Here is a 13,324-nt window from a genome sequence, read left to right as displayed (position 1 = left end):
TTCCAAAGCAGATATAAAAATCAACCGAAAAACTACACTAAAATTTCCCGATTTTTTCTACCATTGTGACAAATCAATTTTTATGAAATCATGATATACTTTTAGAAAATGGAAATATTTAGGAGGACAGTAGGACTTATGGGAATTATTTATAACGAAACATCAAAAACCATCACCTTACACACAAGACATACGTCTTATCAGATGAAGATTGGCAATCTGGATTATCTCCTTCATCTTTATTACGGACCGTCTATCCAAGATGCGGATATGTCCTACCAGATTATGCAGTATGACCGTGGCTTTTCCGGCAACCCTTACGAATCCAGGAACGAGCGCACCTTCTCGCTGGATGCCCAGCCTCAGGAATTCACTACGCAGCAGCAGGGAGACTTCCGTACTGCAAGCATTGAAGTCGTTAACGGAGACGGCAGCTATTCTTTCCATGGGAAAGCCGCCGATTATAAAATCAGCAAAGGAAAATATCAACTGGAGACTCTCCCTTGCGTATTTGCCACAGATAATGACACGGTGGAGACCCTTAAAGTAACCTTGTCAGATACAGTCAGCCATGTAAAAGTGGTTCTGCTCTACAGCGTTTTTGAAGAGGCTGATATCATAACAAGGGCAGTGAAAGTCATCAATTCCGGCGATACGTCCATTCATTTGAAAAAGATCATGTCCGTCTGCCTGGACTTTTTGAATGGGAAGGACTTCGACTTAGTAAGCCTTCCGGGACGGTACGGCCAGGAGCGGCAGGCGGAACGCCAGCACATGACCCACCACATCCACACCATCGGCAGTGTGCGAGGCTCATCAAGCCACCAGCAGAATCCGTTTGTAATCCTCTGTGATAAGAATGCCACGGAAGATTATGGCAAATGTTATGGTTTCTCCCTGATGTACAGCGGCAATTTCCTTGCGGAAGTTGAACTGGACCAGTACGACCAGCTCCGGCTGGTAATGGGAATCCATCCCAAGCAGTTTGTATATGAATTAAAACCACAGGAGGTTTTTGAAGGCCCGGAAGTCGTCATGGCGTTTACTGAACATGGATTTACAGGGCTGTCCCATCTATACCACGATTTCTACCGGACAAACCTCTGCAAGAGCAAGTTCGTACAGGATGTGCAGCGTCCCGTATTAATTAACAGTTGGGAAGCGGCGTTTATGGACTTCGACGATGTGAAGCTGGTGGAGATTGCCAAGGCTGCAAAGAACATGGGCGTTGACCTGTTAGTCATGGACGACGGCTGGTTCGGCAAACGTGACGACGATAACAGTGGTCTTGGAGACTGGTACGTGAATCAGGATAAGATTAAGTGCGGATTACATAAACTCGTGGAACAGATTAATGACCTCGACATGAAGTTCGGCATCTGGTTCGAGCCGGAGATGGTGTCCGAGGACAGCGACTTATACCGGGCACATCCTGATTGGGCTATGCAGATCCCGGGACGCCATGCCGTGCGCAGCCGTAACCAGATGGCGCTGGACATGAGCAGGCGTGATGTACAGGATTACCTGATTGAACAGGTCAACGCCATTCTGGACGACGCCAATATCTACTATGTAAAATGGGACATCAACCGTTCTCTGGCGGATATCTGGTCGAATGAACTGCCGCCCGAAAGACAGGGGGAAGTCTATCACAGGTATATCTTAGGTCTTTACCGGGTGATGGACAACATTATTAAGACCCACCCGGATATCCTCTTCGAGGGATGCTCCGGCGGCGGCGGACGGTATGACGCGGCAATGCTCCACTACTATCCGCAGTACTGGGTCAGCGACAACAATCACCCCATCGACCGGTTAAAGCTCCACTACGGCACTTCCTTTGTGTATCCGGTCTGCACCATGGGCGCGCACATTTCGGACAGCGGCAAATTCGTTCCGATTAAGACGAAGGCTGTAGTAGCCATGTGCGGGACATTTGGGTATGAGCTGGATGCCACCCACCTTTCCGAAAAAGAGCAGGAAATCTGCAAGGAGCAGAGCGACCTATTCCGCAAATATTATCCGTTGATTATCAAAGGGGATTACTATCGGCTGACGAATCCTTTTGAGATTGGGAATATGACGGCATGGCAGCATGTTTCCAAAGACAAGTCGGAATCCTTGCTGAGCGTGGTTGTCACCAACCTGACTTGCAATGGGCCTCAGGAATATATCCGCGCCAAAGGGCTTGTTCCGGATGCTATGTACAGCGTCAATGACGGCAAAGAATTGTACTCCGGCTCTGCGCTTATGAACGCAGGGCTTCCGATAAACCGGGAAGTGGATGACTACAGTTCATTCCAGTTCTATTTGAAAAGACAGACGATTTATTAGAACGGAATAACCGATTTAGAATTAGGATAAAATTGAGGGGTTGTAGGAAAACTACATTTTCCAGCAACCCCTTAAAGATTATTTTTTATATCTTGTAATTTTAATCCAACTATCCCCCATAAGATAACGGAGTGCAATTACCACGGAGAATAAACCAATTTGGTTACATCATTTGTATTTTTCTTGGTCAATGTATACCTTATTGGACGAAGTCCACCCGCCCGAAGGGCATGCATTACGGTGTGCCCTTGGGTATAGTTTCTTGGATTAAGGTATTCTTGTTGTCGTTCACCATATTTTTCACAAAAATAATAAGAAATCATTGATTTCATGGCAAATATAGTATACGCTTTTTCTTACAAAAAATGCTCACCGCTGCCTTCTCATCATCTCTATCATCTTCTTCGGGCTTGGCGGATTCCCCTTATAGAGAGACATCATCTTATAAACCTTCCCCGCCGCTATCGTAATCAAAGTCGCCGTCACTACCACAATCCCAAGGGAAAGAGCCGCCTCCGGTATACTCATCACACCCAGTAGAATCTTCGTCGGCGCCACCAGAATCGACGTGAACGGCATCCATACCTGCCAAGTGACCGCATCCCAAGGCACATCCGAACCCGCGCCTCCTGCAAACATCGTGGCAAAGAAGCTAACCAGCAGCACCATCACAAACAGCATATTCGTGCTGGACAAATCCTCCGGTTTCTCCGCAATCGCCCCTCCAATCGCCGCAAGGGAGCAATAGAGCAGCAGTCCCGCCGACAGCATCAACAGAGCGAGAATCACCCCTGAAACCGTGAACATCCCAGAAAATTCGCCAAAGGACTCCACCAGCTGAATTAAAATCATATCGGTATTCGGATTCACCATTTTTGTAAAATGGATCCCGAGGGCAAATCCCCCGAACAGCCCGGCAAGCCATATAAAGATCTGTAAGACTCCGCTTGCCGCCATCGCAAATACCTTGCCAAGAAGCATCTCTCCCGGCTTCACAGACACCAGAAGCAGATCCATGAGCTTCGACGTCTTCTCCATAATCGCAGAATTTGCCGTTCCCTGCCCATACGCAAGAATCATAAAATAGAGAATCATAATATTCAGATATGGCAGTATGGTCGCCATGACTTCCTTCGCCACCGCATATTCGTCGCTCTCATCCGCCGAAACACTGCTGTCACGCACCACCGTCTCAATAGGCATGGTCATCTCTGCAATCTGCGCAGCTTCAAGATTCGATTTCTGAATCAGGATATAACGGAATGCGCCTGAGAGGAATGTCTCATATGCATTCGCATCCTTCTTATTCAGCTTCGTTTCATCCGGAAGGAGCACATTGAGCTGATATGTGCCCTCCTGATGTCCGACGGCAAGCACCACCGAGTGCCCGTCTTCTTCCGCCTTCTTTGCCGCATCTTCTACATTTTCAGCCATTTCATAGACAACATCCGTAAACTGCGCGGCATCCACGCTATTGAGAACTCCATAATCCGCCTTTCCCTCCGTACTGCTGTCCGTCTCGACCACATACACTTTATCAATCTTACTTACGTATGTTTCATCCTCTTTAAAATATTCGATTGCAGGCAGAATCACTGCCGGAAGCAGCAGACACAGGACAGCAACCACGACGGTCACATTCCGATAGCCTTTTTGCTTCACATGCTGGATAAATGTAAATGAAAATATATTCCCAAGCCTTTTCATCTGCTCTCTACCTCCTTTGCACGGTTCTGGCGAAACATCGTAATCCACCCGCTAAGCTTCATACGGTTTCCCCGGTACATCATCAGGGCACGGTAGATTCTTGCACACACATATGCAAGCGCCAAAATCACTGCCAGCTGAATTGCCCATGATAACGCCAGCATTCCAAACCCGATATCGCCAATGATATAGCGCACAGGCGCACAGAACATAGATGTAACTGGACACAAGGATACCACTGCTGCCAGCACCGGATTACTGCCTCCCCCTACCGTCAAAGTCGCGATCATATATCCCGCCATGACCAACAGGACAATCGTCATGTTGGCCGGCTCCACATCCTCCGTAGTAGAACATCCGGTTCCAACAAGCCCGCTGATAATCGAAACCTGCAGATAGCCAAGCAACAACGAAACCACCAGAATCAGAGCCGTAACGGGAGATATCTGCAGCGTTTCCGAAGAAATTCCGGAAGCCGCAATCTGCTGCTGCAATACCGTAGTATCTGCAAACTGACCGGTAATCACATAAGAAAGACCCATGACCGCCGCAAGGCTTCCGACCAGCCCCAGGATATACGTCATCACCGCAAGTATTTTCCCAACCAGCATCGCAAGCGGACTGACACTAACCATCAAAAGCTCCGCCAGCTTTGACGCCTTTTCCTCTATCACCTTCTGGATAATATACGAAGAAACAAACGTACACACAATCAGGAGAGCCACAGAATAAATCATCTGCACGCCAAACCTGGTGTCAAAATCATCCGTTTTCTCCTCCAGATACTCCGATACACTCTCCACCTTCGTCTCATAAGGACTGGTCAGGGCGGCAATCTGCTCGGGCTTCGCATTCTGCTGTGCATAGCGTGCTTCGTCCAACAGGCCGGACAGCATGCCCACACAGGAATCCAAATCCCCGTCCGGGAATTCTTTCTTCTCCAGCGCATAAGCTCCGATGGTAAAGCTCATCTTTTCCGTGTCTTTCCTAAGATGTATATACGCTTCTGTCGGCTTCACCATAGACTCATATGTATCTTCCGACCAATCTACATCCATCAAATCCGTATCTATAAATGCCGTGTCAATAAATATGTCATTTCTCTGAGGGATACTTCCCAAATCCAGCTCATATCCTGTCTCATTCTGAACGTACACCGCCGTAATCCCTAAAGAGGCAGCCTCATCCGCAGACGCAGTCTGCTTCCCGCCCATCATCACCGTCATAACCGGGATACTAGCGGCCGCAAACAGGAAAAAAATCAGCATGGTAATGATATTTGCTTTCCCCTTCACCATCTGCGATAACGTAAAACGGAACACCTTTCCCGTCCCGGTAAAATCACTCTTCCTAAGCTTCATGTACATCACCTACTTTCTCCACGAAAATCTCATGGAGAGACGGCTCGCGCAGACTGAATGTAACAACAGTAACTCCATTCTCGATCAATAGCTTTAAAAATCCGTTGGCCTGCTCATCCCCGGATACCTTAATCTGATACTCGGTCTCTTTTGCCGAAACCAGCGTAAGCCCCTCCTGCCTGATAAGGTCTGTCACATCCGTCTCCGTTTTCAGCAGAAGGTTAATACGCCCATAGCTCTTCTTGATATCATTCAGATGCCCGGCAAGGACCGTCTTGGAACGGTTCAGTATAATAATATCCGTACAGAATTCCTCCACGGTAGCCATCTGGTGGCTCGACATGATAAGATATTTCCCTTTCGCAATCTCATCCCGAATAATTCCCTTGAATAAATCCGTATTCACCGGGTCAAGGCCAGAAAGCGGCTCATCTAAAATCAGCAGGTCAGGGTCAGGCAAAAGCGCCGTCATGAACTGAATCTTCTGCTGATTTCCCTTGGAAAGCTGATCCGCCTTTTTCGGAGCCTGGGCTTTCGCGCGTTTCTTCTTCCCGTCTTCTGATTTTGGAGCCTGAGGATACAGGTATTCTTCTACCTCCAGCCGCCCGGCCCAGTAACGGATTCTCTTCTTTGCCTCCGCCTTGGATATCCCCCTAAGGCCGGCAAAATATATAAGCTGATCCATCAGGGTATACTTGGGGTACAATCCTCTCTCCTCTGCAAGATAACCCACATTACAGGTCGCCGTATCAAGAGGCGCGCCATTCCAGAGTACTTCCCCGGTATCCCGTGAAAGCATATTCAGCATCATACGGATAGAAGTGGTCTTTCCGGCTCCGTTTGTCCCCAGAAGCGCAAAAACACCCGGGTTCTTCATCTCAAAGCTCAGATTTTCCACTACCGTTTTCTCTCCGTATTTTTTGGATAAATTTCTTACTTCTAAACTCATCTGCTTATCTCCCTTCTTTGCTGGTAATAGTATAGCATAAAATAGGAGATTTTGTTTCGTTTTTGCGTGAAGTGTTCTATTTTCGTCTTCAATGGAACGTTTCTAATTACTAAAACACCAACTCCTGCTGCTCCATCACTTCAATCTGAGAAACGATCATCGTCTCCGGCTCATTCCCCCGTAAATGGTCTGCCTTCAAATACTGCATCCCGCTTCGTAAATTCGCCGCAATCAGATTCAGCACATAAATATTATCAAACCGGTTATAAATCGAGTCCCCGCCAAGCCCTGTCAGGCACACAAGCTGCGTGTTCGTCTTCTTCGCCACATCCATCAGCGGTTTCAGCAAATGCGACGCATTCGTCTGGGCGAACGGATTATCCATGACCAGAACCTTCCCCTCATTCTTATCCGCAAATATATCCGTATCATCCTTACGCATATAATACAAAAGGCTCGACAGAATGACAAATGCTGACAGGAATCCTTCTCCTCCAGAATTCCTCGCCACTTCCGCCCAGGTAATCGGATACTCCCTCTGCGCCTCAATCTTATACAGCCGAATCTGCACATTCCCAATCCCGACTACCGTATCATACAGGTTTCTCGTGGTAATCTGGGTTCCGAAATATTCCTGCGCATTTTCATTATGCTCAAATAACCTAAGCCCCTTCTGCGTGATCTCGTCAATCATATCCTGAAGCCTGATCTGATACAGGTTCTCATTCTCTTCCCACTCCGGCAGCCCGATTTTCAGCATCTTCACAGGCTTCTCCCGAATCGCAATCGTAGAATTATGGTCAATCCTGCCAAGATTCTGATGCACCTCCCGGACATAATCCTCCATAAGCTCCACGATTTTGTTCTTCTCCTTCTCCACAAGGGAAATGTCTACCAAAAGCTTCTCCATCAGGCTGTCATAGGATTGTATCGTGGTGGTAAGCTGCCGCAGCACGGCAGCCCCATCCTTTGTAAGCTCCAGCATCGACTCCAACGGTTTTCTGTAGAAATCCTCCTGAAACTGCTCCATGCGTATCGTACGGTTCAGGAGGCGGTCAAGCATATCCTGCGCCTCCCGGCAGTCCCTAAGCATCTGATTATAATCCCGGATTAAGATGCCCTTGAAATTGCGGAGGCTCTTTGCATCCATCTCTCCAAAGTCCTGCTCCCATACGACCTCGTCAACGAGCGGGAAGTCGCTGTATTCCGAAAGCGCCGTCAGGTTCTCCCCATAACTGCGCAGACGTTCCCGAAGGGCCTCCGCCTGTTTCCCCGCTTCCTTCTCCTCATAACGGAACTGATTCTTCCTTGCGTCAAAATCCTGGTTCTGGATTTCCTCCTCAGGCAGAGGTTCTTCCTCGCCGCATTCCGCCTTCATCCGTTCCAGCCGCTCACGTTTCTGCTGGTTCACCACGGCGATTTGCTTATCCTCGTCGTTCCAGAGCCTTTGCTTTACGGCAATCTTACGTTCACATTCGGAAAGCATGATTTCCTGATGTGATTCCTCCTCACGGTTATAACTTACCTGCTCCAAATTCTCGCCGGAAAGCCCGTATTTACTCCGTAAATGCTCCAATTCATCCACTGCATCCTGATAACGGTTTCCGACGCGCTGCTCCTGTTCCTCGAGTTCCTGAATTTCCTGAGACATATGTGAAGTAATTGCGGTATACCGGGCTTCCATTTCCTGGATATTCCAAAGCTCTTCTGCCGTTACTTTATTCTGACCTGCCAAGCCTTTCCGGTCCTCTGTCTTTAAGCCCCCTTCTGCCAGATCTGCATTCTCTTTCACAGTTTCAAAGCTATTCTTCACTGCTCCAGACATCTTTGCCTTCTCATACCGCTCGTACTTACGCCCTCTTTTACGAATCTCCTCGCCTTCCCGAAGCAGGTTATTTCTCTCAATCTCCCCTGTCTTCTGCCGGCCCCTTAACTTCTCTTGCTGATTCTTACATAATTTCTGCTTCTCCTTGAGCTTTTCCGCCTCTTTCTTACAACGCATGCTCTCCTTTAGATTCTGCTCATACGCCTCATACTCCTTGTACAGCCGCCCAAAATCCTCAAGCCTTCTCATCTGGCGGTTCACCTCGCGGTCAGCGCTTAGGACATCATTTTCCAAACTCTCTATCTTAGCTCTAAGTTTGGCCAACGCTCCCGTTCCTTCACGGATTTCACGCTCCTGCCGCCCGATCCGCTCTCCAAGCTCCTTTCGCAGTTTCTCATTTGCTTCCCAGCTCTCTTTGCTGACCTCCTGATTACGAATCATCTCCTGACGTTCAAAATACTCCGTGTACTCAGCCTGCCGGATGGCAATAGACTCCCTTTTCTTCTCAATCTGCCGCTCCTTCTCCTGCACCAGATTTCTAAGCTTCTCCTCATTCAGCAGATTTTCATTGAACCAGACATAGAAACTGACTCCCTCAAGCCGGATAATCCCACTCTCCCGATTCGCTATATTTTGTTCCAGCATCTCCCGCGCCACAATCGGAATCGGAAATGAAGTATAGATCCCGCCCATATTCCGGGACAACTTACGTACCTCCGCCTCAGAGAGGATCAGCGCATAGGGCAGAAACGGGTGGGCGCGCACCAGCTCCAAATTCTGTGCTTCCGAGTACCCGTTCTTCCCAAGCCACTCCATGCCATAGACCACATGGATTCCAAGATTTTCAAGCTCCGTTTCCAGTTCTTGCGGCAATTCCAACACTTTCCCCTGTGTCAAACGCTGATACTCTTTCTGCAAAACGTCCTCTTCCTTCTCAAGGTTCCTGCGAAATGCCGCAATCTCCCTAAGTTTCCGCTTAGACCCATGCAGAATCTTCTCCCTGTCGAAAATCACATCCTCCGACAGGTCCAGATACCGCAGCACAACTTTCCTCGCCTCCAGCTCCTCCTCATATTCCTGCCCCATGCGTTCCTGATGCTCAAGGTCCATTTTCCCTTTCAGAAGCTCTGCACGCATATCCTCAAGCCCGCGCTCAAGACTGCGGCTTTGCTCATTTGCCTGCTCCTGCTGTTTTAAAAGCGCCAGGCGTGACCGTTTGCCCCCTTCCAACTCCTTCTCATAATCTTCCCGGCGGATTTCTAATATGCCCGGCTCATACACGCCGAGAATATTACGGATAAACTCCTCCCCATAACGCTGGTTATACTCATCCTCCGACCGGTCATAAGACGCAGCCGCACTCCTAAGCCCTCCTGAACGCGCCGCATTTTCAATCAGGAGATCGGAAAGCTCAGAAAGTTTCCCTTCCACGCCAGACAGCTCCGATGCGATTGCCGCCGCCTCTTCTTCATTCGCCTTCCTCTTCCTCGCATTTTCCTCCAAAAGCCCTTCATAATAACGCCGCAGAGTATATCCCAAGCATTTACGTTCCGGTTCTAAGTCTTCTTCCTTCTGCCTCGATATCAGGAGCTTCTGGCGAATCAGCTCCAGTTCTCCCCGTTCCTGCTCTACCGCTTTCCATTGTTTCGCACAGACCAGAAGATGCAGCGTATGCCGTATCCCTTGGGCATCCTGCTCCAAGTCCTCCTTCTCGATTTCAATCATATCCCGGTTGCTCAGATGAAACCTAAGCTCTTCCCTTAGCTTATGAACCTCACTGGACAGCTTCTCATACTCCACTCTTAAAAGCTGTCCCCGAATCGACTCGATTTCCTCAAGTATCCCTTGATATTCCTCCTCCGTCACATCATGAAGCCGCGTTAATTCCGCGATAAAATGTGCGATTCGGTTCTCCTGCCGTCCTGCCTGGCTGCTCTTAGCCTCATAATCCTCTGCCTCCTTACGAATCTTATCTGCCCAAACCTTAAACTCACGTATGATGTCGCGCCTCTTAATCTTCGTCTGGTTATCCTTATACTGCCCCACATATTTCTCAAGAATCGCCTGGAATTCCTTCATCCGGTTCCGTTCCTTATTCAGTTTGCTTTCCACGGCATCCAGAAACCATTTCTCCACCAGCCCCTTCTCATCCCGGCAGTCTGCAAACAAATCCGATAATCCCGACTCTTTCAGATTCACCTTTTTGATAATCGTCTCCCATTCTTTATAGTGAATCTGATACTCCGTCAATTTATCAAAATACTGTCTGGACTGCGCCGCATTCATCATATCATAATAGAAGAAGCTCATAGACCTGTCTTTCTTATAGGACTCAAACATCTGCCTGCACGCGGCAAAATTTTTAAGGACAATCTCCTTCTTCCCCTTCTCCACCACAGGAAGGTGATGGATATCCTGAATGCAGGACTCCCGGTATTCACTGATGATGTTGACCATCTCCAGATTCTCCCCGTTCCCCTCTCCCGTCTCCTGGCTCCTTCGCACCATCATCCCCGTAAGGACATAGCCTGCCCCGCCGTCCAATGCCCACTCCACAAGGATAAACGAGGGCTTATTCGTGGTAAAATAGCTCTCGAACGGCCGGTCTTTTGCATCCCGGTATCTCTTATGCACGAACGGAGCCGTCAGCATCTGGACAAGCACGGATTTCCCGCCTCCGTTCCTTAAAGACAACAGCGTACTCTCACCATTCAGGTGGAAACACTCGTCGCTGATACGGATTGCATTATTGTTATAATTGATATTAATCAATCTCACAGCATTTATTTTACTCATTCTCTACCCCCAGTACCCGCAGCACTCTCTGGTAATGATTCTGGTTCAACAGATTCCAGTCCATAAAATTATCCAGCTTCTTCGTCGTCTTGATCATCTCGTCCGCTTCCACATACTCAATCAATCCCTGCTTCTGTAAAAATACCAGAATCGAATGAAGGAAACCTTCCTTCGTCGTCTTTGCCCTGGAACCTTTGTCATCCGAACGCAAAGCCTCGTACGCTTCAAGCATGTTGGAAAACGCAATCCCCGACTGTTCCTCCTGTTCCTCATCCATACCCTCGGCTCCCTCCTTGAGACGGCTAGAAATGCAATTCTGCAGTTCTCCCACACGCATGTATTCCCGGGCTTTACTGCTGCTTCCCTGTCCGTCGAAGAATTCCACCAGAAGCGTCAGCACCACGAACTGGGAGAGGTAATAATCCTTATCTGTCCCGGAGGATTTACAGAGCGCCGCTTTTAGCTGTGCCTTAGAAAAACCAAGGAAATGATTCTCCTCTTTTGGAATCAGATATATCACATTCCCATACCGCTCAATCCGGCTCTCGGCAATCTCCCCCTGAGATTTCACTAAATTCTGTATCTCTTCCTGCTCCGTATACGCCCTGTAGAGCTGCATTTCCTCATCCTCGCAAAGCTCATGGTGTTCCAGGAGATAGTAGAAAATCTCCTGGCTTGTCCGGACTTCATCTAATTCATAAGCCATATATTTTTACTCCTTTTCCACACGAATCAACACATTAGAACACCGAATCGTCTTCCTCACCTTATCCTCATTCAAAATCCCTTCAAACGTAACGGCGCTCCCATCCTCTATCCGGTAAGTTCCCACCCTCCGAACATTCTGAAACTTGGGGTATTCCTCCACCAGATGAAGCAGCATCTCGTTCAGTTGGAACTCCCCCGGTACATCCTGGATATACTCACTGCGCTCCCTTAAAAGCACGGTAATATCAATCTCCTGATTCTTAATCAGCTCCACCATGACTTCCTTGAAGATCTCCACATTCGGAATCAGTTGTTCCCGTTCCTCTTCCTGCTCCTTTACAGCCGCGCTGATTTCCCGAAGGGATACCTCCCCTGTCTTCAAGGCATAACCAAGGAGCCTTAAAAGGCACACCTCATACCTTTTCAGTTTCTCCTTGCGAAGCCTCTCCTGCTCACGCATCCACGCTTCCTCGTCAAAATCCAGTTCCTCCGCAATATCCTCCTCCATACGTCTTCGCACCGGGCGCTGTAACTGGAACGCCTTATTCAGGTTATAGACCTTATCCGGCTCCTGATTAAACAGCGGCCGCAGGAAATAATCCAGATTCTCAAGGGCCTTAGGATTCTCAAGCACCTTGTCATACAATTCAGTCCTAAGAGGGAACCGTCTGATCAGCGACATCTGCGTCAGCGTCTCCAACTCCTTCGTATATAATGCTTTCAGATCAAAATGGCTGTTCAATATCTTCTGATGTTCATCAATCGTCCGGTTCAGGTATGTCTCAATGACCCGCAGGTGGGAAAGCCGCTCCTCATCCTTCTCACTGAGCCTCTTTACATTGATATTCTCCTCCTCCAACGCCTGCGCCCGGCTCTTCACCATCTCTCTGTAATTCTGGAACTTCTCCTTCGTGTCGCTGATGGTATCAAGGTTCCCAAGCAATATCTCCTCGTAATCCTTCACAGAATAATTCAGCGCATTCCTCCGAATCTTCCCCATCGCCTCCTGAATCTTCTGTAACTGAATCCGCAGCAGATTGAACACATTCTTAATCTCATCCACAGCCTTGTCATAACTCTGCTTCTCAAGATGCATCTGGAAAATCATCTCATGAATCGTAAGCTTCATATTATTTTCAATCTCCAACGTCGCCAGCAGAAGATTGTACCCATCGTCCGTCAAATAATAAGAAGTGCGCTTGAATTCCTGGTCTATGTAAATAATCCGGTTCGCCACATAACTGATATGAAGGTTCTGATACTTATTTTCTTCAAAATCAAACCCTTCAAAATACATAGCCCTCCCTTCGTTGGACAGCACAATATTTACCACGAAATCCCCGAGCTGCCTGCACTCGTCATAAGACATACTTTTCCTAAAATGCCCGGTATTGACCGTGTCGATATAAGCGCCTACATCATCCATAGTGCAGCGCTCCTCTTTCAAGGACTGCTCCATGATATAGAGCATGACGGCAAAAATCAAGTTCAGCTGCTCCCCCAGAGTCAGGAAACCGAACTGCTTCCAGGTTGTCTTCTGGGCGCTGTTCTGAATCAGCAGCGCATAAAGCCCCACATTCTTCATCCTTTTGGGGAAATTTTTTAAAAATTCGTATTGCATTCTAATCCTTTCTTTCAAACCTT

The 13,324-nt window shown here is 48.2% G+C and carries 7 protein-coding genes; 1 reads left to right on the top strand and 6 read right to left on the bottom strand.

Annotation, left to right across the window (positions count from 1 at the left end):
- The first annotated feature begins 138 nt into the window (after positions 1-138).
- Positions 139-2,334 (top strand): alpha-galactosidase, encoded by a 2,196-nt coding sequence (locus tag AC6I3O_RS02285; protein WP_497849532.1) that lies wholly within the window; start codon positions 139-141, stop codon positions 2,332-2,334.
- Between the two features lie 369 nt (positions 2,335-2,703).
- On the opposite strand, the gene AC6I3O_RS02280 is transcribed toward AC6I3O_RS02285, so the two are convergent.
- The 6 genes from AC6I3O_RS02280 to AC6I3O_RS02255 form a co-directional block, all read right to left on the bottom strand.
- Positions 2,704-4,041, bottom strand: coding sequence for an ABC transporter permease (locus tag AC6I3O_RS02280; protein ID WP_497849531.1), 1,338 nt, complete (start codon positions 4,039-4,041; stop codon positions 2,704-2,706).
- Entirely contained in the window at positions 4,038-5,408 is a 1,371-nt protein-coding gene (locus tag AC6I3O_RS02275; RefSeq protein ID WP_497853404.1) for an ABC transporter permease, read from the bottom strand. The genes AC6I3O_RS02280 and AC6I3O_RS02275 overlap by 4 nt, the downstream gene beginning before the upstream one ends.
- On the bottom strand, positions 5,392-6,351 hold the full coding sequence (locus tag AC6I3O_RS02270; RefSeq protein ID WP_497849530.1) for an ABC transporter ATP-binding protein: 960 nt from the start codon (positions 6,349-6,351) through the stop codon (positions 5,392-5,394). The genes AC6I3O_RS02275 and AC6I3O_RS02270 overlap by 17 nt, the downstream gene beginning before the upstream one ends.
- Positions 6,352-6,460: 109 nt before the next feature.
- Entirely contained in the window at positions 6,461-10,972 is a 4,512-nt protein-coding gene (locus tag AC6I3O_RS02265; RefSeq protein ID WP_497849529.1) for a coiled-coil domain-containing protein, read from the bottom strand.
- The gene (locus AC6I3O_RS02260; protein WP_497849528.1) at positions 10,965-11,678 is read right to left on the bottom strand and encodes a DUF6063 family protein; all 714 of its coding nucleotides are present in this window, start codon (positions 11,676-11,678) and stop codon (positions 10,965-10,967) included. The genes AC6I3O_RS02265 and AC6I3O_RS02260 overlap by 8 nt, the downstream gene beginning before the upstream one ends.
- Before the next feature lie 6 nt (positions 11,679-11,684).
- Positions 11,685-13,301, bottom strand: a complete 1,617-nt coding sequence (locus AC6I3O_RS02255) for a hypothetical protein (RefSeq protein WP_497849527.1) — start codon at positions 13,299-13,301, stop codon at positions 11,685-11,687.
- Between the last annotated feature and the right edge of the window lie 23 nt (positions 13,302-13,324).

Source organism: Sporofaciens sp. St.21A7 (genome assembly GCF_059728535.1).
Note: the sequence above shows the minus strand (reverse complement) of the source record. Positions and strands in the feature narration are given on the sequence as shown.

Excerpts from the sequence above, each read along its gene's own strand:
- AC6I3O_RS02285 (WP_497849532.1), top strand. The coding sequence starts at position 139 with ATGGGAATTATTTATAACGAAACATCAAAAACCATCACCTTACACACA.
- AC6I3O_RS02280 (WP_497849531.1), bottom strand. The coding sequence starts at position 4,041 with ATGAAAAGGCTTGGGAATATATTTTCATTTACATTTATCCAGCATGTG.
- AC6I3O_RS02275 (WP_497853404.1), bottom strand. The coding sequence starts at position 5,408 with ATGTACATGAAGCTTAGGAAGAGTGATTTTACCGGGACGGGAAAGGTG.
- AC6I3O_RS02270 (WP_497849530.1), bottom strand. The coding sequence starts at position 6,351 with ATGAGTTTAGAAGTAAGAAATTTATCCAAAAAATACGGAGAGAAAACG.
- AC6I3O_RS02265 (WP_497849529.1), bottom strand. The coding sequence starts at position 10,972 with ATGAGTAAAATAAATGCTGTGAGATTGATTAATATCAATTATAACAAT.
- AC6I3O_RS02260 (WP_497849528.1), bottom strand. The coding sequence starts at position 11,678 with ATGGCTTATGAATTAGATGAAGTCCGGACAAGCCAGGAGATTTTCTAC.
- AC6I3O_RS02255 (WP_497849527.1), bottom strand. The coding sequence starts at position 13,301 with ATGCAATACGAATTTTTAAAAAATTTCCCCAAAAGGATGAAGAATGTG.